The sequence below is a fragment of the Bacillus rhizoplanae genome, assembly GCF_917563915.1.
GTDB classification, from domain to species: domain Bacteria; phylum Bacillota; class Bacilli; order Bacillales; family Bacillaceae_G; genus Bacillus_A; species Bacillus_A rhizoplanae.
Genome location: NZ_CAKJTI010000021.1, coordinates 16,366 through 41,200, shown reverse-complemented (window position 1 = coordinate 41,200; position 24,835 = coordinate 16,366). Strand labels below are relative to the sequence as shown.

The window sequence follows — 24,835 nt, the reverse complement described above, 5'->3', positions numbered from 1 at the left end:
ATAGGTTGCTTTTCATATTAGTCACGAACAACTTTTGTTCCTGCAATAAAATCATGAATAGAACGTTTATCTTGTCGCAGTGCTACCATAAATGCACTTACGATAACAGCAATACCAAACGTAATTCCATATACAATTCCACCTAATAGGTAGCGTTTTAACGTAGTCCAAATCGTAATTTTTTTTCCATCAATACGTACAATTCGAATATCTAATGCTTTCTTACCTACTGTAAACCCTGCCCATAAGACAGGAACAATTAGATAGTATAACGTTTCTAAAATACCTACTACATTATCTGATTTCTCCTCAGACATACCTAACCACATAAAAATTACAAGAAAAGGAACTAACACTAGTCCATCTAAAAAATTAGCTCCAAATCGTCTCCAAAATCCTGCTAGTTGTTGATTCATATTATTTTCTCCATTCTCTTGTGTATTTCGCAAAAAAGCTCTCTTTAGATTTGGGATGTATTTATAGATTCTCTCCTCTAGCTTAAACACCATCCGAATACTCAAATGTTTGTAACTATTTTTCTCTTTGTCCAAACATCCAATCATAGGTTTGAATATTCTCATTAAACGTAAATTAATAAAAAACTATACTCTTGCTTAAACAAAAAGGTTCGCATCTCCTCTATAAATCACATCCTAAAACTATAGCTCTCACAGTATAACAGATTTCAGGAGAATCTTATATTTTATTCTATGAATATTATAAAAAAGACCTCTTTTTCAAATACAGAATCTATACATCATTTTTTTTCATTTTGAATGTCTTTGAGACGCAAAGAAATAAAGTGAAACTTCCATCAGTGGGGGTTTTCTTCATCCCCACTGATGGAAAGCTCTCACCAATCGGGCTTTTACGGACAGTTATCCCCCACCTACCTTCTTTGCTTTTCTCTGCATCTTGAGATGGGGGTCTTACTGTCCGTTAATGCGGGATAAAGATAATGAATTATCCTACGCTTCTTCCACTTCCTCCGAAATTTGCTGTAACCCTGACAGCACTTCCGCTCTCATCTTCACGAGCTCTGGAAATTGATAAAAGAAAGCAATCTTTTGATACTTTACTTCTTTTGATTCTTTCACTTTGCTAGAATCTTGTAAAATGAACGCGGTAAATGTATCAGCAATGTCTTCTGCGACATTCGTTGTTGCATATTCAGAAACAAATTTGTCTTCATGTTCTTTAAAAAACTGCATTTGCGCTTCTAAATTTGTTTCTACTTTTTTCTCTTTCCATTCACTTTCAATCGGTTTCCAAAACTGCTCATAAAATTGATTTACATACGAATCTTTTTTTGTACAGCCTTCTGTTAAAAACAGCGCCGTACATTTTGCTTCATATGCCGAAATGTCTTTTTCCTCTGTAACATCTTTTATATACTTCTGATCCACAGGAATTTGTGTGCTATTCAATGTTAAAACGTGAGCGGTTTCATGAATTAACGTTTTTATCACTTCGTTTATATTTATGTTAGAATCTAACGCATCTAAACTTATTATCCAGTCTTCAGGATTTTCTGCATTTTGCATAACATGAGCAACGATATTATCGTATCCGTCCGTTACAATATCGAATTCTTTAATATCCTCTCTATATTTTGCTGGAATTAAGAGGCTGTACATGTCCCATAGCGTTTGATGATAATCCATATCTTCATGAGATGCGATCACTTCTTTACTTGCATCTTTATCATCAGCAAATACTTTATATAATTTCTTTTTATCTAGCTCTTCAAAATATGGATCTACTAATTCATCATTATCAATATAATAAGAGGCTAAAAAGAAGTAACGTTCGTCATCTTTTCTTTGTTCTTCATAAGCTGTTAATTGTTCTTTATTTTCTACTTCCGTATATGCTTCTAGTTCAGAAATTCCCTGCATTTTTTTATTAACCTTACTAAGGAATGCATCTCCCTTTTTTATACATTCTTCTTTTGTTTTACATATCTCTTGTTCTTCTGCCACATCTGTTGCTTTACTACAGCTACTAATAAAACAAATCAATATGAGCAAAAATAAAAAATGAATACGGTGTTTCCTCATAATGTCCTCCCTGCACTCTATTATGTCATTGAAATCATAATCAATTTTGGCAAGATATACAACAGCACGATTTAACTATTATTCACTTGGTAAAAGTAACTTCATTTAATCTGGACGCCGCCGTCCGCTGCAACTGTTTATCCCCTACTAACAGACCTACTTCTGTAAAAAGATAAAGTGAAACTTCCGTCAATGGGGGTTTTCTTCATCCCCCATTGATGGTTAGTTGAACCAATCGGGCTTTTACGGGCAGTTATCTCTTTGCTTCTCTCTGAATCTTGAGGTGGGGTCTTACTGCCCGTTAATGCGTGATAAAAAAACTCGGCTATTTCGTAAAACAGCCGAGTTTTTTCCATTTATATAATATTTTTGATTCTTCTCTAACATGAATAAGGAAATATAATCAAAAAAATAAAAAGAAATCGACTGCTCTATTTCGTGAAACAGCCGATTTCTTCTATATGCTGCATTGTGCGCGCTAGTACGTCATCGCGCATAATGAAGCTGAAGCGTCTATTCTCTTTAATATCTTCTGGAATATGTGTTAGTAGTACAGATCCCTTCGTTTCTTCATAGTGCGTATGTTGTTCTACTGCACTGATTGTTGCGAAATAAATGTTTTTAATGATTATTTTGTCTTTTCCGGATACTTTATATTGTCCGATATACGTTAAGCTTGATACAATGCCGCCCGTTTCTTCATGAACTTCACGAGCTGCCGCTTCTTCTGGTGTTTCCCCAGCTTCTACTTTTCCACCTGGAAATTCAAGACCCCGGCGCAAATGATGTGTTAATAACCATTGATTCCCATATCGACACACAACCCAAACATGCTTTGGTTCTGGAGAAAATGGGTAACGTTCAAACGATAATTGTACAGTGTTATGATAATAATCTTTAAATGTGTACATGCCCTACTCCCCTATTGATGGTTACAAGTTTCTTACCACAAATTGTAGCACATTCTGACTAGTATGACTAATCTTATCCAATCATAACCCGTTGATAATCCCCATCTGTGCAATCAATTCTTTCGCTTCCTGATCCCCTAATTCATAAATCATTCGATATGCTTCTTGCAGTTGTTCATCGAACCGATCATTATTGGAATCATTATGATATTCGACAAACGGAACATGTGAGCGCACAAATGCTCCAAGATCTTCACGATATGCTTGATCAAAATATTCTCGGAGCTTAATAATTTCCTCGTCTGTCGCTTGAATCGCAAAACTATATGTATTGGCCGTTTTCACCTGTGAAATTTCGCCATTTGCAACTGAAACATAGTATGTTTTCTTATCCATAGAACGTCCCTTCTTTCACCCGCTTTACTTTCTATTGTTTTCATTTTCTTACAAAAATATGTAAAAGAGAGTATATGCAATGATAAAATAAAAAAAAGGGGGGCCTTTATATGATGAAGATATTAATTATAGCGGTCATTGTGGTAATTGTTGTGTTATTACTTTCAGTATTAACGATTAATAAGGGATATTCGTATAAACATTCAGTAGATTCTGTAGAGGATAATCCGTATCAAGAAGAAAAGGGACAGTAACATACTTAAAATATTAAGCATGTTACTGGCAGCACACTATTTTTAGCCGCTTTGGATTTTTTACAGATAGCATTCTCACTCGATATACCACTGCTCTGACACTTCTTTATATCGACGCTTTTTACAATATATCGGCGCAAATAGCATATATATCGACGCTTTTTTCGATATATCGGCGCTTCGACACAATATAAAGATTCTTTGACACCATTCGACATACATACATCCGCCAATTAAAAAAGCTGCCTTTCACAGGCAGCTTTCCCACGTTTTATCCAAACACTTTCTCAAGTTCATCTTTATCTTGGCTTAACCAGAAATTCATTAAGCGTTTTGCGCCTTCTAAGTCATGAAGCTTCGCTTGGCCGCACTGCGTTTCGTTTGCCGCAGGAATTTCTGTAATTTTTACTGCATCTTGCAGTGTTAACTCTAATAAATCAATGATTTCGCGTACTGTCGGCGTACCGCTTACGACAAGATAATATCCTGTTTGGCAGCCCATTGGCGAGATATCAATAATATCAAAATGAGGATAACGATCGATATATTTACGTAAATTAAATGCTAATAAATGTTCTAGCGTATGAATCACATCTGGCTTCATCGCTTGCTTATTTGGTTGACAAAAACGAATATCAAATTTATTCACGACACCGTCGCTGCCTACTTTATGAACGCCGCAATGTCTTACGTAAGGCGCTTTTACAATTGTATGATCTAATTCAAAGCTTTCTACTGATGGCATATGCATCTCTCCCGCTTTTAATTTAATTCCGTTATATCCAATATGATATAACGGAATTGCAAATTAGTAAAGTATTATGTACAGACCATGCTATAATACTTACAGCATATGCAAGAAAGGAGACCGTTATGAAACGCATTTTCATTGGTATCATTCGCTTTTACCAAACATTCATTTCTCCCATGACACCGCCAACATGCCGCTTTCACCCAACGTGTTCTCACTACGGACTAGAAGCGATTCAAACTCACGGCGCATTAAAAGGAAGCTGGCTTACCGTGAAACGAATTTTGAAATGCCACCCGTTTCATCCAGGCGGATTCGATCCTGTACCAGAGAAAAAACAAAAAGAGAATTAACCTTCGTAGCCATTCACAACAACATCTAACTTTCCAGTGTCTGGATGAATAACAAGTCCATGCACAGGCACTTCTGTTGGCATAAGCGGATGGTTGCGAAGTATAGAAACACTGTGTTCTACGCTTTCTTCTACACTTGAGAATCCACGTAAAAACCTCTCTAAATCGATTCCAGAATAACGAAGTGTGTCTAATTTCTCTTCTGAAACGCCTCGCTCTCTCATCTTTTCAATCGTGCTGCTCGCTTGAATTTTAGCCATACCGCAATCATGGTGACCAACTACACACACTTCATTTGCACCAAGTTCATAAATCGCGACTAAAATGCTACGCATAATACTTCCAAATGGATGTGAAATAACAGCGCCAGCTACTTTAATAATTTTCACATCACCGTTACGCATGTTCATCGCTTTTGGCAATAGTTCTACAAGACGTGTATCCATACATGAAATAATAACCATTTTTTTATTCGGAAATTTTCCTGCTTCATATTCTTCATACTTTTTACTTTCAACAAATTCCTGATTATATTGCAAAATCTCTTCTAATGTTCTCAAAGTAAAACCCCTCTTTCTTCATATAAATACAAACTAAGTGTATCAAAGAATGAAAAAAACAAAAAATATATTGCTTTATTCTAAAAATACGTTTTTTTCAGATAACAGCCATAATTCTTCCATAATTCTCACACAGTTCTGTAACAACTCACCCATACTTTGCTCATATTTTCACTATAAACTATTTGTGGATAATGAAAAAAAAGGAGTGAATCATTACTATGTCCGACGTTCTGTTACTGAGTCGTTTTCAATTTGCAATTACAATCTTTTATCATTTCTTATTTGTACCGTTAACACTCGGACTTGTTATTTTAGTAGCATTTATGGAAACGCAATATGCGCGTACATTGAATCCAACTTACCGCAAAATGGCGAACTTTTGGGGTAAATTATTTACTATTAACTTCGTAATGGGAATTATCACTGGGATTACAATGGAATTCCAATTCGGAACAAACTGGTCTGAGTACTCCAAATACATGGGAGATATTTTTGGATCTCCATTAGCGATAGAAGCACTTGTTGCCTTCTTCTTAGAATCTACTTTCATGGGAATTTGGTTGTTCGGTAAAGATAAAATTTCACCAAAGTTCCGTGCATTCTCTATGTGGATGGTCGCACTTGGAACAAATATTTCCGCACTTTGGATCATTACAGCGAACGGCTTTATGCAAAACCCTGTTGGCTATGTAGTCCGCAATGGCCGCGCTGAATTAAATGACTTTTGGGCACTAGTTACAAATCCATATGCGTGGCATATGTTCTTCCACACTGTTGTTGGTTGTTACATCGTTGGTGCATTCTTCGTTATGGCTATCAGTGCGTATCACTTACTACGTAAAAATGAGGTTGCATTCTTTAAAAAATCATTTAAGTACGGTTTAATATTCGGTTTATTTGCAGCAACTGCAACACCTTTCATCGGTCATGAATCCGGTGCTTTCGCAGCAAAAATGCAGCCTGCAAAAGGTGCAGCAATGGAAGCAGTTTGGGAAACTGGTGAAGGACAAGGCTTCTCCATTATTCAAATTCCTGATGTGAAAAATGAGAAAAACTTTGAAGCATTAACAATTCCAAAACTCGGCAGCTTCTTCTATACAAACTCATTTGATGGAAAAATTGTCGGTTTAAAAGATATTCCGAAAGACGAGCGTCCAAACGTGAATCTTGTTTATTACAGCTTCCGTTTAATGGTTGCACTTGGTACATTCTTTATGGCACTAACATGGTTTGGTTTCTATTTAATGCGAAAAGGAAAACTAGAAAACTCAAAACGTTTCTTAAAAATTACAATGTGGTCTGTATTACTTCCGTATGTAGCAATTAACGCTGGTTGGATTGTTGCAGAAGCAGGACGTCAGCCTTGGACAGTATACAAACTAATGCGAACAGCAGAATCAGTTTCACCAATTTCTGTACCGCAAATTTGGTTCTCTTTAATTAGCTTAATCTTGTTCTACACTTTACTATTAATTGCTGATGTATACCTTATGCTAAAATTTGCGAAAAAGGGACCTGCAGCGTTAGAAGAAACAAATCAAGGGGGTGTAGCTCATGTCTCATGATACACTTGCAATAATTTGGTTCGGTTTATGGGGCGTGATTTGGACAGTTTACTTTATTCTCGATGGCTATGCACTCGGTAACGGAATGATTTTCCCATTCGTTACGAAAGATCGCCAAGAACGAAATCAATTACAAGAAGCAATTGGGCCGTTCTGGGGCGGTAACGAAGTATGGTTAATTACAGCAGGGGGAGCAACATTTGCTGCTTTCCCAATCACATATGCAAACATGTTCAGCTACTTATATACACCATTATTTTTAGTATTACTTGCTCTGTTCGCTCGTGCAGCAGGATTAGAATTTATGCATAAAGATGATTCACCAGTTTGGCAAACTGTTTGTAAATGGACGTATGCGGTTGGTAGTTTCTTAATTGCTTTCTTATTCGGCGTTACATTCGCTAACCTGTACTACGGACTACAAATTGGTAAACATGGCTATGAAGGAAATTTACTTAGCTTGTTACATCCTTACGGTATTTTAGGCGGCCTCTTCTTCACTGCAATCTTTGTCGTATCCGGTGCACTTTGGGTTATGATTAAAACAACTGGTGAAGTATCAGATCGTGCTTATAAAATTGCAAAACCATTTTCAATGGCAGCTGCAACCATTTTAGCTATCTTCTACGTCGCAACGGCAAACCTTACAAACTTATTCCAAAACTTTACGGAATACCCTGTACTGTTTATCATCCCGTTACTTGCGATGTTAATGAGTGTCATCGTAATCATTATGGTTTTCAAACGTAAAATTGGTTTAGCTTTCACATTTGTTTGCTTAACAATCGCTATGTTTATGGCAACTGGTTTTGCTGGCATGTTCCCAAGAATGTTGCCATCTCGCATTAACGATGCATACAGCACAACATTATTCCAAGCAGCAGGCAGTGAATTAAACTTAAAAATTATGTTCTTTGTTGCAATGGTCATGGTACCAATCGTTATTGGCTATCAATTATGGAGCTACACAATCTTTAAAGAGAAAATTCATAAAGACTCTGCGAAGGGATATCATTAAAATGAAAAAGAAGCCTGTTTTAGCAGGCTTCTTTTTCATTTTGACCGTGTTAAATTTTAATGCTGATATTCTAAGGAACTCTTCCTATAAATAAGTAGTTCAGTTTTTATGGAGAAATAATAGAAAAATCATACAAATTATCCTCTTTCTAAATGACAATTAATGTTAATTCATACTAATGAATATGTTAACATTTATTTAAAATAAAGATTTTTCGGGGGTGCAAAAACTGGATATTAAAACTCGAACAATTATAACTCTCGTGGGTAGTTTCCTATTATTTGCTTTTGGCACATTTAGAATAATTACAGGGTCACTATCATCAACATCCTTGTTCGTAGCGTATGTATTCGCTATCACTGGTTTTATTGGCATAATAGCTAATGGTTCAAAACTGAGAAAAATAAAGACAACCTAAACAAAAAAAGCGTTTCTTTAGCAAAAGAAACGAAATATCTTACAGCTACTGAAAAAAGAGGAATTTTTTCAAAGGAGATGATAATACCTTGAAAGATCATTTCGTAACTCTCTTACATTTGATTTCAAATCTTGAGATAGATGGTCGGTTTATTTTAGGGGTAGATGGGTTAAGCCGGTCTGGCAAAACAACACTTGTGAAAAAACTTAGCGAAGCTGTAAAAGAAAAGAATATCCCTTTCTATGTCTTTCATATTGATGACCACATTGTTGAGCGTAAAAAACGTTACAATACTGGGCATGAAGAATGGTATGAATATTATTATCTACAATGGGACATCACTTGGTTACGTGATCATTTTTTCGATAAACTCGGATTTTCGAATGATCTTATTCTACCCTTTTATAATAACGAATCTGATACACAAAGTATTAAGAGCATTAAACTTCCTAATACTTGTGTAATCGTAATAGAAGGTGTTTTTCTTCAACGTAAAGAGTGGAGAAGCTTCTATGATTATGTAGTTTATTTGGACTGCCCGCGAAATAAGAGATTTCTTCGTGAAAATGAACATACGCAACAAAACATTTCTAAGTTTCAAAATAGATATTGGAAAGCAGAAGAATTTTATATAAATACAGAATCCCCTACAAATATTGCCAATTTAGTTTTACAGGGATAATAGCACACAAAAATACTCAGAGTTTTTACGCTCTGAGCATGTCTTTTTATCCCTCATTAACAGGCAGTAAGACCCCTGCCTCAAGATTCAGGGAGAAGGAATGTAGGTGGGGGATAACTGCTGGCATGCGCCCGATTGGTTCAACTAACCATCAGTGGGAGATGAAAAAACTCTCCACTGATGGAAGTTTCACTTTATAGCAGTTCCCTCAGTTCTTCTGTCATTTGTTCTACTAATTCAGGTCTTCCATGAAATTGTGCTGGTGTATTTTGAAATAATTCGATTTTCCAATCATTAGAGTTATTTATAACTACAAGAGTGTGATGAGTGTTAACCTCTGGCTTTAAATCTGATTTTCCTGGAGGTATCATACCTGCGATAGCTCTTAAGATAGCTGCATTTTCACCAATAAAACGTAAATCTTTTATTTTACTTACAAATTGAGCAGTAGGATGGTCCCTAAAAATGGGGCTTAAATGAGAAAAAATTTCTTTACGTCCAATCGACTGACTTCCATCAAATCCTATACTCTCTCCATGTTCAGTAAACAAGTTTGCCATACCTTCTGCATCCCGATTGTTCCAAGCTTCAATAAGTTGTTCGTACACTTTTTTGATATGTAATTCTTTATTTTCGTTCATTTCATCACCTCTAGGTTCTTAGTTACTATATATTCTAAATTATTGTTACATCAACTCAAACGCTTTTCAACTCAATTGAGCTCCCCTTCTCGTTTCTCTGTGAATCTTGAGGCGGGGAGTCTTACTGCCCGTTAATGCGGGATGAACAAAAAACGCATGGATTAGTTCTCCACGCGTTTTATATATGATTTAGGAATCTCTGTACTACTTATTCACCACATGCTTCATATCAGGGCTACAAACGTTGGACTCACATGATTTATTAAGAGAACACGCTGCACATTTACCTTTTTTACTTCTCTTTACAAAGTTAATTAACGTATATGCTGCATACCCAAAAACGACAGCTCCAATTAAAATATTGACCATCATTACGATCCATCTCCTTCTAGAATCCCATCATAGATCCAACTTGGTATACGATTAGTGTTAATACATACGCAACAATAAGCGGATAAACAACAGAGAAAATAGTCCACTTAACTGATCCTGTTTCACGGCGAATTACCGCAACTGTCGCTAAACATGGTACATATAATAAGATAAAGAACATAAATGCATATGCTGATAATGCTGTAAACTGAGTTCCGATTATGTTTCCTAATACATCTTCTTTCACAGAATAAATAATCGCCATTGCGGAAACAACAACTTCTTTTGCTAAAAATCCTGTTAATAGTGATGCAGCTGCTTGCCATGTCCCAAAACCAAGCGGTGCTAGAACTGGAGCCAAGACGCCGCCAATCATTGCTAGGAAACTATCTCCCATATCTACACCGAATCCAGATGGACCAGCATAGTTTAATAACCAAATGACAACAGAACCACCAAAGATAAATGTACCTGCTTTACGTACAAATCCTTTTCCTTTTTCCCATGTACTGCGCCATAACGTTTTTGCTTGCGGTACGCGATAAGGCGGAAGTTCAATTACAAAAATAGATTTTTCTTCTTTTAAAACTGTAATAGACATAATCTTTGTAACGACTAGCGCAAGTATAATACCGATGATATATAAAGAGAACACAACGATTGCTTGACTATGCGGGAAAAAGACCCCCGCAAATAATGCATATACAGGAAGACGTGCTGAACACGACATAAATGGCGTCACTAAAATCGTAAGTAACCTCTCTTTATCCTGTTCAATCGTTCTTGCGGCCATAATGCCTGGTACGTTACAACCAAAACCGATGATCATTGGAATAAACGCTTTTCCATTTAGTCCAAAAAACTCCATAATACGATCCATTATAACGGCAATACGCGCCATATACCCAGAGTCTTCTAATAATGAAATGAAGAAGAACAATGCAAAAATTTGTGGAACGAATACTATTACCGCACCGACACCGGCAATTACTCCCTCTGTAATGAGCGCTTGAATGAATTCAGATGCCCCCATATTAGCCAGGGCTGTTGTTACCCAATCTGTGAACGGTCCGCCGATAAATGCATCAAGTTGATCAGATAAAGGTGTTCCAATCCACGAAAACGTCACCTGGAAAATAAAAAACATGATCCCTAAAAAGATCGGAAGTCCCCAGATTTTATGTGTAATTAACTTATCAATTCGTTCAGAAAAAGGAATGCTCCCTTCTTTCTCATGACGAATGACACTTGTTTTCAACTTTACAATATACGCTGCACGTACCCCGTACATATGCTGTTCCAGCGTTACATCCAGTTCTACTTCTAATGCAGAGCGAATCGCTACAAGTTCCTTATAAATAGGCAATTGATTTAATTCTTGTTCTACTACTTCATTATTGCTTAAAAATTGAAGTGCAAGCCATCTTGTATGCTCATAATTCGCTTGTTGCAATTTATCCATAACTTGCTGAATTCCTGCATCTATCTTTTCACCATAAGAAAGAATAAATGGCTTCTGTTCTCCGTAATCACTCTTATGAAGAGAAGCTAACAATTCCTCGCAGCCTTTTCCGCTCCTCGCAATAACCGGAATAACTGTTACACCTAGCATTTCAGCTAGTTTCTTCACATCAATGATAATTCCACGCTGCCTGGCAACATCTATCATGTTTAAACCAATTGAAAGCGGCTTACCGAATTCTAATAATTGCAAAGTTAAATGCATATTACGCTCGAATTGAGAAGCGTCTACAATGTTTAACATATAATGAAATTCTTCTGTTAATAGAAATTGTGTAACAACCCCTTCATCACGTGACACAGGGTTTAAATCATATACGCCTGGTAAGTCTATTAAAGTTCCCTTCTTATCTTTTAACTTACCAATCTTTTTTTCTACAGTTACTCCGCTCCAGTTCCCCACATATTCATAAGAACCAGTAAGCGCATTAAATAATGATGTTTTCCCCGTATTCGGATTCCCCAGTAAAGCAACTTTATTCACGCTAATTCCACCTTTATCATTTTCGCATCACAATGGCGAATAGAGATCAATTGCCCGCGGCATTCTAATGTACACGGACCATTAAACATTGCCTTTTGTTTTATACAAAGTTCGCATCCTTCAGCAAATCCAAATGAAGCTAAACGACGTTTTAATAATTTATCAAGAGATTGTAAATCTTTCACACGTACTTTTTCATCTATATTCATATCAACTAAGTTCATAACTTCTCCCCCTTGGAAGATAACGATAATTATTATCAATATCAATCATACCATGACTTTTTGAAAAAAAACTATACACTATGATGTGAATTTATTACTATTTTTGTACAATTTCAGCGTTTTTATGTTACGAAACAAGGTTATGTACGATTCATTTGTCATTCTTATCCATTTTCGTTACAATAAAGTGAAACTTCCATCAGTGGGGGGTTTCTTCATCCCCCACTGATGGTTAGTTAAACCAATCGGGCTTTTACGGGCAGTTATCCCCCACCTATCTTCTTTGCTTCTCTCTGAATCTTGAGGTGGGGGTCTTACTGCCCGTTAATGCGGGATAAAAATAATAATCTAAGAATCTCGTTGTCACAGGGGGAGCCACGTCGCTGAGAGGGAACACATCGTTCCGACCCTTTGAACCTGTTAGTTAATGCTAACGCAGGAATTGTGCAAACGTATATACATAAATAGTCATTTGTAACTTGTATATTTCAATATCCCCCTATGATAGTGATTCTTTTTTTGTAACTTGGATATAAGGGGAGCTATAAATGCGCAACACAAATTTACAAGCGATGATAGAAGCAGCGATTCTCGCAGCATTTGCGTTAGTCATCGATATTTTACCACTATCTATTAAACTTCCAACGAGCGGTTCTATCTCATTTGCTATGATTCCAATTTTTATTATTGCTTACCGTTGGGGATTTAAAACAAGTTTCTTAAGTGGTCTCATTTGGGGATTACTACAAATTGTCGTAGGAGATGCATACATTTTAACGCCAATACAAGCGTTTATTGAATACTTCATTGCATTTGCCTTTATCGGTTTTGCTGGATTATTTCATACACCAATCCAACAAGCACTTGCCAATAGACAAAGAACAAAAGCAATTACGTATATCATTATCGCTACATTTATTGGCAGCCTAGCTCGTTACTTCTGGCACTTTATTGCCGGTGTTATTTTCTTTGGACAATACGCACCAAAAGGACAATCAGCTGTTTTATATTCCTTCATCGTAAATGGCAGCACAATGATTGGTTCTTTCGCATTATGTTCAATTTTACTTGTCATTTTATTTACAACAGCACCGCGCTTATTTACAAGCGTAAATATGAATTATACAAACAAAAAAAGATTGCTTAAATAGCAATCTTTTTTTCTGTGCCTCAGTTTCCCATGTTACTTTCCTAATGTGAATCTGTGTGTCTTACCATTTCAGGAGTTTGAGAATGGAGTATGTCTATCTCTCTCGGCTGCTCTCGTTCACTTTTACCGTTATGCTTATGAATCCAAGATTTCATCTCATTCCATAAAACAACTCTATGCATATCATACCCTATGTGCTGCTTCTTTATATTCTCTTTATAGCTCTCATTCCATTTGTACCACACAATTTTATCATGTGAATCTACCCATACTTCTTGTCGATCAACTACAGTTTTACAGCCTTCATTATTAGCTAACATAATTGTATCATTCTCTAATAATAAAGATAGAGCCGCCGAGTGCTTCTCCATTCCCCAACTCCTTTCTTTTTTAGTGCCTGCCTTTTTTCCCTAAAATGTGTGTGCCTTACACATATGTAGTGTATACAAAAAAATCAGTACAAACTATCGATTTACCTTACAAAAAACCTTACAATTTTGTAAGGTGATAATAATAAATAATGATATATAAATATATAAAATTTAATTACATATAAATAATATGCGTGCTTTAATTGATAGTACTCTCTCGTGAAGTAGCTTGTATAATTTAGAGGCAAAATGCAGGAAATGCAATGATTAGTAGTATCGTAAAAAATTCAAAGCATCTGTACATACAATCGAGTGCATATCCTGGTTTCTTTTACCCGTTCTTTCGTCTTGATAATCGATCTGGCAATTGAATATTTATTGCTAGTTTACGAATAAAACCAGCTACTAAACCAAGTCCAATGAAAATATAAAAAATAGTAAAGAGCTTTCCAAAGTCTGTTTTTGGACTAAAATCGCCATACCCAACTGTCGTTAATGTGACAACACTAAAATATAAAGCATCAATTACGCGCATTTTTTCTACTGTACTATAAAAAATAGTTCCTGACGTAAGAGTTCCAGCCGTTAATACAAATAACACTTGAAATTCTTTATCTTTCCACGCTCTAAAAAAAGCTTCTAACATTCTTTTTAAAGTAAGTAAAAATGAAATCATATGACTCTCCTTTTCTATTCAGTTCATTTAATCAATGGAAAGTCTATCACTTTTCTGCGCATAAAAAAAGTAGCACTTCTACTTTAAAGAAAATGCTACTTAAATAAGTAAATGACACATTTACTTTACCTTATTTAAATATCGATAGATGGTTGCTTCTGATGCTTTCAAATGTTTAGCAACTTCACTTACGCCGCCTTTAAGTAAAAATACCCCTTTATCATTAAGTTTTTTTATCACTTCCATTTTTTCATCAGGAGACATTCTCTCAGGCGAAACTTCGTATTCTAATAAAACTCCTGTAATAAGTGATGAAAGAAGACTATCAAGATTTTCTTCTAAGTTCTCAGAAAGGTCTAATTCAAGATTAGGATGTGACTTCTCCACATCTTCATTCATGCTAGTATTACTCATAATCATACTGTCTAACCAGTCTCTTGCTTTTATCATATTACTAATATCAATATTCACACACAGCATTCCAATTATGTTATTGTGTTCATCTTTAATAAAATAGCTTGATGAACGAAACGTTTGATTATTTTTTGAGTTTCCTTTGTAATTAGAAATAAAATGTTTATCTATGTATTTTTTTTCTTGTAGAATCTTTAAAGCTAGGTCTGTTAAATGTCCACCAACTTTTCTTCCACTAAGATGTCCATTCGCAACTTCAATTATAGATTCGTCTGGATTCGTAACATCATGCAAAACAACTTCGCAATTTTCTCCAATTACATCTGCAATGAAATGAACAAGAGGAATATACCGCTTTAACTTTTCTTTATTTTCCATTGATATCGCACCTTTTTTAGAAGATATGAAGAAAGTATCCACTTTCGCATCAACATTTTCTTTGCTTGCTTCTTTCATACTATCATACTACTACACAATGCCTCTCTAAAGATAAAGTGAAACTTCCATCAGCGGGGGGGTTTCTTCATCTCCCACTGATGATTAGTTGAACCAATCGGGCTTTTACGGGCAGTAAGACCCCCACCTATCTTCTTCGCTTCTCTCAGTCTTGAGGTGGGGGCCTTACTGCCCGTTAATGCGGGATAACGAGGCGAATTCCACCCAATTTTTCTCATTTTTTACTTTCTATATGTAAATTTATCAACAAAAAATTCTTATTGCAATAAGAATTTTTTGATATTTTAAAGAATTTTTAAAATATTTGTTGAATTAAGAAAAAGAAACCATTAAAATAAAATCACATTATAAGAAATTATTATAGTTATGAAAAAAAATTATTACAGGAGGTTTTTTGGATGAATGCGGTTATTTCTACTCAACATGCACCTGGTGCAATTGGTCCTTATTCACAAGCGATGAAAGCGGGGAATTTTATCTTTACTTCGGGGCAGCTGCCGATTGACCCTAAAAACGGAGAAATGCCTGAAACAATTGAAAATCAGACAAAACAGTCATTAGAGAATGTAAAAGCCATCCTAAAAGAAGCAGGAAGCGATTTAAGTAAAGTTGTTAAAACAACTGTGTTTTTAAAAGATATGAACCATTTTGCACAAATGAATGAAGTTTACAGTACTTACTTTACAGAAAATTGTCCTGCTCGAAGTGCCGTGCAAGTAGCACGATTACCAAAAGATGCACTTGTTGAAATTGAAGTTATTGCAACTTTATAAAGCTTTTCATGTCAAAGTATACAGTTCAATGTAATGATATTGCTTTATTATAAGGAAGAATTGAATATTAAAAATGATAAAATAAAATGTCGCTCCTTTATTATCAAACGATTTAAAGACTCAATCTTTATAGTGAGGGAGTGCTAAGTTTCGAATTCATTGAAAGCGCTATCTTTAAAAAATCAACCTCTGAGGGGGAAAAGGATGGATACTCCAAAAAAAAATAAGTGGTTTGCACTTGTAGTGCTAATTTTAGGCGGGGGAACAATTTTTAAACTTCCGTTTTTAAAAGATGCTTTTTATATTCCTATGATGGATTATTTTCACTTATCTCATACCCAAATAGGTGTAATCTTATCTATTTATGGGATTATCCAAGCATTCGGTTATATCGCATCGATGTATATAGTAGACAGGTTTTCTAAGAAAAAAATCATACCGTTTAGCTTAATTGGTGTTGGATTATCAGGATTATATTTAACAACATTTCCTGGTTATTATGGTGTTTTAACCGTTTGGATTATTTTCGCTTTATTTGCAGAGACTGCTTACTGGCCTGCTTTAATAAAAGCTGTAAGGTTATTAGGAGATAAAGACGAACAAGGTAGAGTGTTTGGATTCCTTGAAGCAGGAAGAGGAGTAGTTGATACGATTGTTGCTTTTTCTGCCCTTGCGATTTTTAGTTGGTTAGGATCAGGAGCAGCTGGCTTTAGAGGTGCAATTATCTTCCTTGCAGCAACAGCAATTGTTATTGGTATCATTTCTTATTTCTTGGTAGAAGACGACATAATTAAAGATACAGACGAACATGGTAACAAAATTAACAAAAATAAAGCTGCACTAGAAGGTGCTTTACAAGCATTAAAAATGCCTGAAGTATGGGCAGTATCATTCACTATATTCTCTGTTTATTCCGTCTATATAGGCTTAACATATTTTATTCCTTTTTTAAAAGAGATCTATGGTATGCCTGTCGCACTAGTAGGTGCTTATGGAATTATTAATCAATACGCTTTAAAAATGCTTGGAGGTCCACTAGGAGGATTCTTAGCTGATAAAAAATTCAAGTCTCCATCTAAATATTTAAGAGTTGCTTTTATAGCCGCAATTATTGGGATGACTATTTTTATCTTCTTACCTCATGAGACGATGAATGTATATACTGGAATGATCTTTACACTTGGTTTTGGCACGATTATTTTTACTCAAAGAGCAGTATTTTTTGCTCCTATTGATGAGGTGGGAATACCGAGGGAAATCAGTGGTGCATCTGTTTCCATTGCTTGCTTAATAGGATATGCACCTTCGATGTTTGCATATTCTCTATATGGAAGCATGTTAGATAGAACACCAGGAATGGGCGGTTATAAGCATGTATTTTTAACAATGATTGCTTTTTCCGTACTTGGTTTGATTATTAGCAGTTATTTAGTCCGAATTGTTAAGAAGAAAAAGGAATTACTGAAAGATACTGCAAATGCAATTTCAAGATAAGAAAGGTGAGGATATTATGAAAATTGGATTAGAAACAGAAAGCTATCATTTATTTTTTCACAATAACCGAATGGATATCTTTGATTTTATAAGAAAAACAGCTGAACTCGGATTGGACGGGGTACAAATCAATATTATTACAAATGAGGCAGACAAAAATTTACATCCAGAGTGGGGCGTGCTTGGCGGGAACGATCCTGATCACTTGAAAAAGGTTCGAAATGAAATTCAAAAATATGGTTTATATGCTGAAATTGATACAAGAGGTACAGATATAGAGCATTTAACAAAAGTGATAGACATTGCGAATCAAATTGGTGCAGATGTCATCCGGACTTACGTTTGTGTAGGCGAATATGATGCCGAAAAGATGGCTAAAGCTCCTGAAGAACTCAAACAAATCGTGCCATTGTTAAAACAATATCGAATTAAACTTGGAGTCGAAAACCACGAAGAAGAAACAACAGCTGAGGTAATTAAAATTATTAAAGAAGTAAACAGTCCTTGGGTCGGAGCACATTGTGATCTAGGAAATGGAATGATGGCATGGGAAGATCCAGTTGAAGCAGTAAGGAATTTAGCTCCGTATGCCTACACAACTCATTTTAAAGATCACATTGTCATTCATGACGGTGAAGACCATATAGTTTGCGGGGTTCCAGCAGGAACTGGAAATATCGATTTGGAAGAATGTTTTAAAATCCTTGTGAATGAATCAACACTAACGAGAATCAATGTAGAAATGTGTTTTCCATACGTAGCCCCATTTAAGCGTCCAAAAGGGACTGGAGGCGTATATGAAGTCGGTGAAGGAGCATTCAAAGTAGAAAAGCCTCCGTATGACTTACATGTTATTACGCCTGCAGATTACTATTATCCGCCTGAACATCTATTAGAAAAAATGCTTGAAGATCAAGAAAAAGGTGTTCAACAATCTGTAGAATATGTACTAGCTTTAAGAGAAAAATATTGTAGACAAAAAAATTCTAATGAGATGACTAGTTAATTTCCGACTATATATGTACAAGTATTCTCTACACTCTTAAGTCGTATCATTTATCATTTTTAATAGCCTGTAAAGCAGTCTTAAGGCTGCTTTACAGATTATAGAGAAGTCCTTTTTTTCTATATAATCATTTTATTTCTTCGCTACTAACTTCCTTTCCCTAATCTACAATATACCCTCTTAATTTTCTATATTTTCATTTAAAAGTAAATCCCCCTTCTCTTTTTTGACTTTTTTGTATGAATCCTTTACAGTCAAACTGTTCATAAGTTTTACAATGTAGGAGGATTTTGATGGATATTCAAATAAAAGACACTTTAATCTCACAAGAACAGCTGCAAGAAAAAGTAAAAGAGCTTGCACTGCAAATCGAACGTGATTTTGAAGGAGAAGAAATTTTTGTTATTGCTGTACTAAAAGGTTCTTTCGTATTCGCAGCAGATTTAATTCGTCACATTAAAAACGATGTAACAATCGACTTTATCTCTGCATCTAGCTATGGAAACCAAACAACAACAACTGGAAAAGTAAAATTATTAAAAGATATCGATGTAAATATTACAGGTAAAAATGTAATTGTCGTAGAAGACATTATTGATTCTGGTTTAACACTTCACTTCTTAAAAGACCACTTCTTAATGCATAAACCAAAAGCATTAAAATTCTGTACGCTTCTTGACAAGCCAGAACGCCGTAAAGTTGATTTAACAGCTGAATACGTTGGCTTTGTCATTCCAGATGAATTCATCGTCGGCTATGGCATTGACTGCGCTGAAAAACATCGCAACTTACCATATATTGCTTCTGTTGCAACAGATAAATAATACGATATCAGCGTTTTTTACATATATCGGCCATTCACCAATATACGACAATAAAAAGCAGCTATGACATATGCCAATAGCTGCTTTTCTACTACTTCCCGCTTACAATCTTAAAATAAGAACGAACCGTTAAGAAGTAATATCCAATATAAATCACACTATATACTCCAATGCTCATTAATAATGGAATTAAAATTTCAAATGGCAATAAGTTAGCCAATCCTTTTAGCGCAAATAAGCTATGCAAAATTCCAATGACTAATGGAATCGCAAAAATAAAGCGAATTTGTTTTGCGATTGCTTTCTTCATCTCTTGCTTCGTTACCCCAATTTTACGAAGAACAACATAGCGATCACGGTCTGCATTTGCTTCTGTTAATTGTTTAAAGTAAATGATAGAACCTGTTGCAAGTAAAAATACCAATCCTAGAAAAATACTAATGAACATCATCATACCAGTTGCTTCCATTCCGCCTTTAAATCCTGTATAGAAGTCTCTAAATGACGATGCAGGTTCAGACTCTCTCGGCATAATCTTTGTTAATTTTTCCGTTAATGCCTTACTATTCTTCTCATTTTTCACATTAATATTTTTAACAACTCTCGTTCCATTTACCTTTTTCGTTTGCTCGTATACGTCATCTGGAACAACAACAACTAATTCTCCTAAGTTCGTAACATTACGACCTTCAACACCTTTAATTGTTAATGCCTTCGTTTCATTTCCAAGAGGAAATACCGCTTTATTTCCTGTATATACAGTACTAAACTCATGTCCTTCAATATACGTACCATCCAATACGAATGCTTCTCCAGCAGTTAACCTTACCGCATCCACATCCATTTTGTTCGCAATTGTATTGAAGGCGGATTGTGACACAAGTTGATATTGTTCTGTCATCATATAATGAGCATTCATACTTATATCAGCTTTTTCACCTTCAAATTTCCCTTTCACCGGCACCATTTCAATTTCGAACTGCTCTTTAATTGGATTATGCTTCTTCTCTTCCTCAAAGATTGCATTCACTTTTTGTTCTAAAGCCGCATCCTTTTTCTCATAAGAGAAGCTATACGGTGTATAATCTTTCGCTTGTATAAATGTGTTGTAATACATCGTGACAGATGTACCAACAGCTGTTAATGTTACTGCACTTAAAATAGCAATGGTTGCAAGCGATTTTGCATTTCCTTTAATGCGGTATAACAACTGAGATGTCGTTACCATATTCATTCCATTATAAAAGGATGATTTATTATTTCTTGCGCGTTTTAAAACGACAACTGTAAAGAACATAAATAATAAATACGTACCAAGTACGGTTGCAAGTAGAATATAAAATGCAATCATCATGAAGTCTGCGTATTTAATAGCTTTCGTAAACATAAGTGATAAGAAATATCCGGAACCAATTAAGAATATAGCGATAAATGCCATAATAATAGACCCTTTTGGCATTTGTTCTCCTTCACGCTCAGCGCGGAATAGCTCAATAAGTTTAAATCGATAAATTAAACGATATCCTTGCAGCGATGTGTACAGAATAATAACAAAGAACACAACTGCCGTATTCGTAATCGCCGCTAATGGCACTTCAAAATGAACATGTAAATCGAGCCCCATTAAGCTTACTAGTAATTCAAGAAATAGCTTAGACAGTAAGCTACCAATTACAATACCAATGACTAGGGACATTAATCCCATTAACATATTTTCATAAAACAGCATTCTCCCAATTTGGCGTTTCCGAATTCCTAATAAAGAATATAACCCAACTTCTTTTTTTCGTTTACGTGTAAAGAAGCTATTGGAATAAATAATAAATACCGCTACGAAAATAATGAGCATTACACTAGAGACTTGGAATGCCCCGCTAATTTTCTTTGATCCTTCTGCCGCTTTTTCCATTTGTGTATTATATTGAAGTGCTGCAAAGGTAAAGTAAATGACGATACTAAAAATCATCGACATAAAATATAAAGCATAATCTTTAAAATTTCGCTTTATATTGCGAAAGGCAATACTAGATAACGTCATCTACTATACCTCCAGAGATAATAGACATTACGTCTAATACTTCTTGGAAAAATTGCTTACGCGTTAATTCTCCTTTGTGCAGTTCTTTATATAACTCACCATCTTTAATGAAAATAACGCGCTGACAATAACTTGCGGCAAATGCATCATGCGTAACCATTAAAATTGTCGATTGATCATATTCATTTAATGCTTTCAAGCTCTCTAATAAGTCAGTTGCAGACTTAGAATCTAACGCCCCTGTTGGCTCATCTCCAAAGATCATACTTGGATTTGTAACAATAGCACGAGAAGCTGCGCAGCGCTGCTTCTGTCCGCCAGATACTTGGTATGGATATTGATCTAAAATATGATCAATACCAAATTTTTTCGCGATTTCAAGAACACGGCGATCAATTTCACCTGCTTTTACTTTTGATAACGCAAGTGGAAGCGCAATATTTTCTTTCACTGTTAACGTATCTAATAAATTATAATCTTGGAAAATGAAGCCTAAGTTATCGCGACGGAATAATGCTAATTTATCATCATTCATTTTCACAATATCATTTCCATCAATTAAAATTTCACCGCTCGTTGCGTTATCAATTGTAGAAAGAACATTTAATAACGTTGTTTTACCCGATCCAGACGGCCCCATAATTCCAACGAACTCGCCTTCTTTCACTTGTAAGTTAATTCCTTTTAACGCTTCGTATTTATTTCCACCGGTGTCATATATTTTTTTAATATTATTTGCTTCTAGCACTGTTTTCATTACTATATCCCTCACTTTACCTTATCTCATCATTACTGTTGCCACGATTGAACCCCCTTACACAAACATGATTGTTATATAAGTCACAATATCTTCTATAAAAATTATATTAAAATGATTTTCTTAAGTACTTTGTTACTATAGCACCGCCACTAATGCCACACTATCTATTTCTCTTACATGAACATTACATTTATGTAATGTTAGAAAAAAGCCACTCTTCCATTTGGAAGAGTGGCTTTTTTCTTTTTGAACGTTTTCATAATATATAATAAATAGATTGCTGATATAAGGGCTGTATTATAAGCCTATCCTAAAAGAATTATTACACAATAATGTTTTATCTATATATTAATATGAATATTTTTCCTTTAGAAAAGAACCTTCTTTTCATACTTTCATCTCTTTCTTATAAGCAAAATAAGAATATAGCATTGTGATTACTACTCCAGCTAAAACAGTAGTCAGTACAATATACGATTTCCAAGTAACAGGAGCAAAAATGCTTAAACACATGATAATACCTAAAACAATAAATACTTTTCCGCTAAAACGATGGGTTTTACGCCATACTTCTTCATTGCTTAATGTCCACGGAGTACGAATCCCAACGAAGAAATTCGGTTTACACTGAGGTAAATAGTTACCAATCACTAAAAATAAAATACCAACAATCAATTCTGAAACACGATTTATTCGTAAATTGGTTTTTATAATTTGTCAATTATATCCACAAAATGTAGTGGGTTCTTCTGACATAATGAAAACTGAGAAAACACATGTTACACTATACATACACAAAGTTAGAGGAGGATTTTCCATATGTACAAAATTTTAATTGTAGAAGACGATCCTAATATTTCATCTTTACTACAATCTCACATTCAAAAATACGGTTACGAAGCAATTGTTGCTGATAACTTTGATGATATTATGATTTCATTTAACAATGTAAAACCACACCTTGTTTTATTAGATGTAAATTTACCAAAATTCGATGGTTTCTACTGGTGCCGTCAAATTCGTCATGAATCCACTTGCCCAATTGTTTTCATTTCAGCTCGCGCTGGTGAAATGGAGCAAATTATGGCGATTGAAAGCGGTGCGGATGATTATATTACAAAGCCATTCCACTATGATGTAGTAATGGCAAAAATTAAAGGGCAATTACGCCGCATTTACGGTGACTATGCACCGAGTATGTCAGAACGTATTGTTGAAGTGGAAGGATTAAAACTATATCCTGAACGACCAGAGCTTCATTTTAGAAATGAGCAAGTATTACTAACAAAGAAAGAAGCAATTCTAGCAGAAATGCTCCTATCAAAATATCCTCGTACAGCAAACCGAGAAGATTTATTATCTGCACTTTGGGATGATGAAAGCTTTGTTGAAGAGAATACATTAAACGTAAATATTACGCGTCTTCGGAAAAAATTCACTGAACTTGGAATTGAAAATGCCATTGAAACAGTACGCGGCTTAGGCTATCGCTTTAACACCACTTGGAGTGAATAAATCATGAAGTTATTTTTACGTGATCATGTTGGTTTTTTACTTCTTTATATTGTAAACTTTGTCATCATCTTCGCTTTGTATGATGCCGTTGATGGATTTCAACACAATAAATTTTATTTTATTGTGTTAAGTATGTATCTATTCATCTGCTTTCTTGCTTACCGCTACGTTCGGAATCGCAGGTTGTATAAAAGACTAAGTGAACCACCTGAAAAAATGGAAGATGCGTTTATCGAACGAGCAACTGCCCCTATGCCACATAGCGTAAATGAACTTGTTCGTACACAATATCGTCTATTTCAGAAGGAATTGCAAACATATGAAGTCAAACAGCAAGAACATCAAATGTTTATTAATCAATGGGTTCATCAAATGAAAACGCCCGTTTCTGTTATGCAGCTGATGGCGCTTGAAATGGAAGACGAACACCTCATTCCGAAGTTTAAAAAAGAGCTAGAGAGATTAAATCAAGGACTGGATATGGCATTATATATGGCACGGTTAACGAACTTCCATGAAGATTTCCACGTGGAAACCATTTCATTAAAAGATGCGGTAACGAAAAATATAAACAACTTAAAAGAACTGTTTATTAGAAGCGGTGTCTTTCCTGTTCTAGAAGTGCATTCTGATTTAATGGTTACTTCTGATGCAAAGTGGTTAAAATTTATTATTTATCAATTAATGACAAATGCCGTGCGTTATTCAGCGGGAAGCGGAAAAAAAGTATTCTTGTCTGCTTTTCAAAGGGGAAAAGATATTGTTTTTGAGGTTCGGGATGAAGGTGTCGGTATTCCGGAAGAAGATATTCGCCGTGTGTTTGAACCGTTTTATACTGGGAAAAATGGGCGAGCATTTGGAGAATCTACTGGTATGGGGTTATATATTGTTAGCAAAATTTGTTCTTATTTAGGTCATTCTGTCAAACTAGACTCTGAAGTTGGAAAAGGGACAAGTATCAAAATTATTTTCCATAACGTTGCAATGAACAAAACGGAAGAGTATGAAGGATAATCCTCTTTTTCCCATTCATTCGTTCACTATATATGCCATATGAAACTGTAATAAAGTAAAACTTCCATCAGTGGTCCCCCACTGATGGTTAGTTGAACCAATCGGGCTTTTACGGGCAGTTATCCCCCACC

At 35.2% G+C, this 24,835-nt stretch carries 27 protein-coding genes, 1 pseudogene and 1 riboswitch; of the genes and pseudogenes, 12 read left to right on the top strand and 16 right to left on the bottom strand.

What is annotated here, in order from left to right:
- Positions 1–17: 17 nt before the first annotated feature.
- The 4 genes from LRP84_RS16535 to LRP84_RS16520 all read right to left on the bottom strand — a co-directional run bounded on the left by LRP84_RS16535 (position 18) and on the right by LRP84_RS16520 (position 3,367).
- On the bottom strand, positions 18–416 hold the full coding sequence (locus LRP84_RS16535; protein WP_230576086.1) for an RDD family protein: 399 nt from the start codon (positions 414–416) through the stop codon (positions 18–20).
- A gap of 552 nt (positions 417–968) precedes the next feature.
- On the bottom strand, positions 969–2,060 hold the full coding sequence (locus LRP84_RS16530) for a recombinase family protein (protein WP_230576085.1): 1,092 nt from the start codon (positions 2,058–2,060) through the stop codon (positions 969–971).
- A 431-nt stretch (positions 2,061–2,491) separates the two neighbouring features.
- Complete coding sequence (gene ytkD, locus LRP84_RS16525; RefSeq protein WP_230576084.1) at positions 2,492–2,971, bottom strand: RNA deprotection pyrophosphohydrolase; 480 nt, start codon at positions 2,969–2,971, stop codon at positions 2,492–2,494.
- Positions 2,972–3,052: 81 nt separating this feature from the next.
- The gene (locus LRP84_RS16520) at positions 3,053–3,367 is read right to left on the bottom strand and encodes a hydrolase (protein WP_230576083.1); all 315 of its coding nucleotides are present in this window, start codon (positions 3,365–3,367) and stop codon (positions 3,053–3,055) included.
- Between the two features lie 110 nt (positions 3,368–3,477).
- Here LRP84_RS16520 and ytzI point away from each other — a divergent pair, with 110 nt between their 5' ends.
- The gene (gene ytzI, locus LRP84_RS16515) at positions 3,478–3,621 is read left to right on the top strand and encodes a YtzI protein (RefSeq protein WP_230576082.1); all 144 of its coding nucleotides are present in this window, start codon (positions 3,478–3,480) and stop codon (positions 3,619–3,621) included.
- A gap of 271 nt (positions 3,622–3,892) precedes the next feature.
- Here ytzI and luxS read toward each other — a convergent pair whose 3' ends face one another.
- Positions 3,893–4,366, bottom strand: a complete 474-nt coding sequence (gene luxS, locus LRP84_RS16510; protein ID WP_230576081.1) for an S-ribosylhomocysteine lyase LuxS — start codon at positions 4,364–4,366, stop codon at positions 3,893–3,895.
- Positions 4,367–4,494: 128 nt separating this feature from the next.
- On the opposite strand from luxS, the gene yidD reads away from it, so the two are divergent.
- On the top strand, positions 4,495–4,725 hold the full coding sequence (gene yidD, locus LRP84_RS16505; protein ID WP_230576080.1) for a membrane protein insertion efficiency factor YidD: 231 nt from the start codon (positions 4,495–4,497) through the stop codon (positions 4,723–4,725).
- Here yidD and LRP84_RS16500 read toward each other — a convergent pair.
- The gene (locus tag LRP84_RS16500; RefSeq protein WP_230576079.1) at positions 4,722–5,285 is read right to left on the bottom strand and encodes a beta-class carbonic anhydrase; all 564 of its coding nucleotides are present in this window, start codon (positions 5,283–5,285) and stop codon (positions 4,722–4,724) included. The two genes, yidD and LRP84_RS16500, sit on opposite strands and share 4 nt — an antisense overlap.
- A gap of 221 nt (positions 5,286–5,506) precedes the next feature.
- Between LRP84_RS16500 and LRP84_RS16495 the strand changes: the two genes are divergently transcribed.
- From LRP84_RS16495 to LRP84_RS16485, 3 genes are all read left to right on the top strand, one after another.
- Positions 5,507–6,853 (top strand): cytochrome ubiquinol oxidase subunit I, encoded by a 1,347-nt coding sequence (locus tag LRP84_RS16495; RefSeq protein ID WP_230576078.1) that lies wholly within the window; start codon positions 5,507–5,509, stop codon positions 6,851–6,853.
- Positions 6,843–7,871: a cytochrome d ubiquinol oxidase subunit II gene (cydB, locus tag LRP84_RS16490; protein WP_230576077.1), complete on the top strand. Its 1,029-nt coding sequence runs from the start codon at positions 6,843–6,845 to the stop codon at positions 7,869–7,871. Before LRP84_RS16495 ends, cydB begins: the two co-directional genes overlap by 11 nt.
- Before the next feature lie 506 nt (positions 7,872–8,377).
- Complete coding sequence (locus LRP84_RS16485; protein WP_230576076.1) at positions 8,378–8,971, top strand: kinase; 594 nt, start codon at positions 8,378–8,380, stop codon at positions 8,969–8,971.
- 194 nt (positions 8,972–9,165) lie between these two features.
- Here the strand turns inward: LRP84_RS16485 and LRP84_RS16480 are convergent, their stop codons facing one another.
- From LRP84_RS16480 to LRP84_RS16465, 4 genes are all read right to left on the bottom strand, one after another.
- Entirely contained in the window at positions 9,166–9,612 is a 447-nt protein-coding gene (locus tag LRP84_RS16480) for an SgcJ/EcaC family oxidoreductase (protein ID WP_230576075.1), read from the bottom strand.
- A gap of 204 nt (positions 9,613–9,816) precedes the next feature.
- Positions 9,817–9,984 (bottom strand): FeoB-associated Cys-rich membrane protein, encoded by a 168-nt coding sequence (locus tag LRP84_RS16475; protein WP_230576074.1) that lies wholly within the window; start codon positions 9,982–9,984, stop codon positions 9,817–9,819.
- A gap of 16 nt (positions 9,985–10,000) precedes the next feature.
- Positions 10,001–11,989, bottom strand: a complete 1,989-nt coding sequence (gene feoB, locus LRP84_RS16470; protein ID WP_230576073.1) for a ferrous iron transport protein B — start codon at positions 11,987–11,989, stop codon at positions 10,001–10,003.
- Complete coding sequence (locus tag LRP84_RS16465) at positions 11,986–12,213, bottom strand: FeoA family protein (protein WP_098306542.1); 228 nt, start codon at positions 12,211–12,213, stop codon at positions 11,986–11,988. The genes feoB and LRP84_RS16465 overlap by 4 nt, the downstream gene beginning before the upstream one ends.
- Positions 12,214–12,571: 358 nt before the next feature.
- A riboswitch (TPP riboswitch) is annotated at positions 12,572–12,673 on the top strand.
- A gap of 88 nt (positions 12,674–12,761) precedes the next feature.
- Here LRP84_RS16465 and thiT point away from each other — a divergent pair.
- Positions 12,762–13,364 carry an energy-coupled thiamine transporter ThiT gene (gene thiT, locus LRP84_RS16460; protein WP_230576072.1) on the top strand — a complete coding sequence of 201 codons (603 nt, stop codon included), beginning with the start codon at positions 12,762–12,764 and terminating at the stop codon, positions 13,362–13,364.
- Between the two features lie 40 nt (positions 13,365–13,404).
- On the opposite strand, the gene LRP84_RS16455 is transcribed toward thiT, so the two are convergent.
- The 3 genes from LRP84_RS16455 to LRP84_RS16445 all read right to left on the bottom strand — a co-directional run bounded on the left by LRP84_RS16455 (position 13,405) and on the right by LRP84_RS16445 (position 15,280).
- The gene (locus LRP84_RS16455) at positions 13,405–13,734 is read right to left on the bottom strand and encodes a hypothetical protein (RefSeq protein ID WP_230576071.1); all 330 of its coding nucleotides are present in this window, start codon (positions 13,732–13,734) and stop codon (positions 13,405–13,407) included.
- 331 nt (positions 13,735–14,065) lie between these two features.
- Positions 14,066–14,410 (bottom strand): potassium channel family protein, encoded by a 345-nt coding sequence (locus LRP84_RS16450; protein WP_230576070.1) that lies wholly within the window; start codon positions 14,408–14,410, stop codon positions 14,066–14,068.
- A 120-nt stretch (positions 14,411–14,530) separates the two neighbouring features.
- Entirely contained in the window at positions 14,531–15,280 is a 750-nt protein-coding gene (locus tag LRP84_RS16445; protein ID WP_230576069.1) for a helix-turn-helix transcriptional regulator, read from the bottom strand.
- Positions 15,281–15,678: 398 nt separating this feature from the next.
- On the opposite strand from LRP84_RS16445, the gene LRP84_RS16440 reads away from it, so the two are divergent.
- The 4 genes from LRP84_RS16440 (at position 15,679) to hpt (ending at position 19,377) form a co-directional block, all read left to right on the top strand.
- Positions 15,679–16,053 (top strand): RidA family protein, encoded by a 375-nt coding sequence (locus tag LRP84_RS16440; protein WP_230576068.1) that lies wholly within the window; start codon positions 15,679–15,681, stop codon positions 16,051–16,053.
- A gap of 204 nt (positions 16,054–16,257) precedes the next feature.
- Entirely contained in the window at positions 16,258–17,547 is a 1,290-nt protein-coding gene (locus LRP84_RS16435; RefSeq protein ID WP_230576067.1) for an MFS transporter, read from the top strand.
- Between the two features lie 16 nt (positions 17,548–17,563).
- Entirely contained in the window at positions 17,564–18,553 is a 990-nt protein-coding gene (locus LRP84_RS16430; RefSeq protein WP_230576066.1) for a sugar phosphate isomerase/epimerase family protein, read from the top strand.
- Positions 18,554–18,846: 293 nt separating this feature from the next.
- Positions 18,847–19,377, top strand: coding sequence for a hypoxanthine phosphoribosyltransferase (gene hpt, locus LRP84_RS16425; protein WP_230576065.1), 531 nt, complete (start codon positions 18,847–18,849; stop codon positions 19,375–19,377).
- Positions 19,378–19,468: 91 nt separating this feature from the next.
- Here hpt and LRP84_RS16420 read toward each other — a convergent pair whose 3' ends face one another.
- From LRP84_RS16420 to LRP84_RS16410, 3 genes and pseudogenes are all read right to left on the bottom strand, one after another.
- Positions 19,469–21,415 carry an ABC transporter permease gene (locus tag LRP84_RS16420; protein ID WP_230576064.1) on the bottom strand — a complete coding sequence of 649 codons (1,947 nt, stop codon included), beginning with the start codon at positions 21,413–21,415 and terminating at the stop codon, positions 19,469–19,471.
- Complete coding sequence (locus LRP84_RS16415; RefSeq protein WP_230576063.1) at positions 21,402–22,172, bottom strand: ABC transporter ATP-binding protein; 771 nt, start codon at positions 22,170–22,172, stop codon at positions 21,402–21,404. The genes LRP84_RS16420 and LRP84_RS16415 overlap by 14 nt, the downstream gene beginning before the upstream one ends.
- Before the next feature lie 390 nt (positions 22,173–22,562).
- Positions 22,563–22,877: pseudogene (locus LRP84_RS16410) on the bottom strand (SdpI family protein); the annotation flags it as partial.
- A gap of 117 nt (positions 22,878–22,994) precedes the next feature.
- Here LRP84_RS16410 and LRP84_RS16405 point away from each other — a divergent pair.
- Both LRP84_RS16405 and LRP84_RS16400 read left to right on the top strand, forming a co-directional pair.
- Positions 22,995–23,690, top strand: coding sequence for a response regulator transcription factor (locus tag LRP84_RS16405; protein ID WP_098306516.1), 696 nt, complete (start codon positions 22,995–22,997; stop codon positions 23,688–23,690).
- 3 nt (positions 23,691–23,693) lie between these two features.
- Positions 23,694–24,704 carry a sensor histidine kinase gene (locus LRP84_RS16400; protein WP_230576062.1) on the top strand — a complete coding sequence of 337 codons (1,011 nt, stop codon included), beginning with the start codon at positions 23,694–23,696 and terminating at the stop codon, positions 24,702–24,704.
- Positions 24,705–24,835: the final 131 nt, after the last annotated feature.

Coding starts and splice junctions, on each gene's coding strand:
- LRP84_RS16440 (WP_230576068.1), top strand. CDS start 15,679: ATGAATGCGGTTATTTCTACTCAACATGCACCTGGTGCAATTGGTCCT.
- cydB (WP_230576077.1), top strand. CDS start 6,843: ATGTCTCATGATACACTTGCAATAATTTGGTTCGGTTTATGGGGCGTG.
- LRP84_RS16405 (WP_098306516.1), top strand. CDS start 22,995: ATGTACAAAATTTTAATTGTAGAAGACGATCCTAATATTTCATCTTTA.
- yidD (WP_230576080.1), top strand. CDS start 4,495: ATGAAACGCATTTTCATTGGTATCATTCGCTTTTACCAAACATTCATT.
- LRP84_RS16520 (WP_230576083.1), bottom strand. CDS start 3,367: ATGGATAAGAAAACATACTATGTTTCAGTTGCAAATGGCGAAATTTCA.
- LRP84_RS16420 (WP_230576064.1), bottom strand. CDS start 21,415: ATGACGTTATCTAGTATTGCCTTTCGCAATATAAAGCGAAATTTTAAA.
- luxS (WP_230576081.1), bottom strand. CDS start 4,366: ATGCCATCAGTAGAAAGCTTTGAATTAGATCATACAATTGTAAAAGCG.
- hpt (WP_230576065.1), top strand. CDS start 18,847: ATGGATATTCAAATAAAAGACACTTTAATCTCACAAGAACAGCTGCAA.
- LRP84_RS16445 (WP_230576069.1), bottom strand. CDS start 15,280: ATGAAAGAAGCAAGCAAAGAAAATGTTGATGCGAAAGTGGATACTTTC.
- ytzI (WP_230576082.1), top strand. CDS start 3,478: ATGATGAAGATATTAATTATAGCGGTCATTGTGGTAATTGTTGTGTTA.
- LRP84_RS16475 (WP_230576074.1), bottom strand. CDS start 9,984: ATGATGGTCAATATTTTAATTGGAGCTGTCGTTTTTGGGTATGCAGCA.
- LRP84_RS16450 (WP_230576070.1), bottom strand. CDS start 14,410: ATGATTTCATTTTTACTTACTTTAAAAAGAATGTTAGAAGCTTTTTTT.
- LRP84_RS16435 (WP_230576067.1), top strand. CDS start 16,258: ATGGATACTCCAAAAAAAAATAAGTGGTTTGCACTTGTAGTGCTAATT.
- LRP84_RS16430 (WP_230576066.1), top strand. CDS start 17,564: ATGAAAATTGGATTAGAAACAGAAAGCTATCATTTATTTTTTCACAAT.
- LRP84_RS16495 (WP_230576078.1), top strand. CDS start 5,507: ATGTCCGACGTTCTGTTACTGAGTCGTTTTCAATTTGCAATTACAATC.
- LRP84_RS16415 (WP_230576063.1), bottom strand. CDS start 22,172: ATGAAAACAGTGCTAGAAGCAAATAATATTAAAAAAATATATGACACC.
- LRP84_RS16530 (WP_230576085.1), bottom strand. CDS start 2,060: ATGAGGAAACACCGTATTCATTTTTTATTTTTGCTCATATTGATTTGT.
- LRP84_RS16480 (WP_230576075.1), bottom strand. CDS start 9,612: ATGAACGAAAATAAAGAATTACATATCAAAAAAGTGTACGAACAACTT.
- ytkD (WP_230576084.1), bottom strand. CDS start 2,971: ATGTACACATTTAAAGATTATTATCATAACACTGTACAATTATCGTTT.
- LRP84_RS16535 (WP_230576086.1), bottom strand. CDS start 416: ATGAATCAACAACTAGCAGGATTTTGGAGACGATTTGGAGCTAATTTT.
- LRP84_RS16455 (WP_230576071.1), bottom strand. CDS start 13,734: ATGGAGAAGCACTCGGCGGCTCTATCTTTATTATTAGAGAATGATACA.
- thiT (WP_230576072.1), top strand. CDS start 12,762: ATGCGCAACACAAATTTACAAGCGATGATAGAAGCAGCGATTCTCGCA.
- LRP84_RS16465 (WP_098306542.1), bottom strand. CDS start 12,213: ATGAACTTAGTTGATATGAATATAGATGAAAAAGTACGTGTGAAAGAT.
- LRP84_RS16400 (WP_230576062.1), top strand. CDS start 23,694: ATGAAGTTATTTTTACGTGATCATGTTGGTTTTTTACTTCTTTATATT.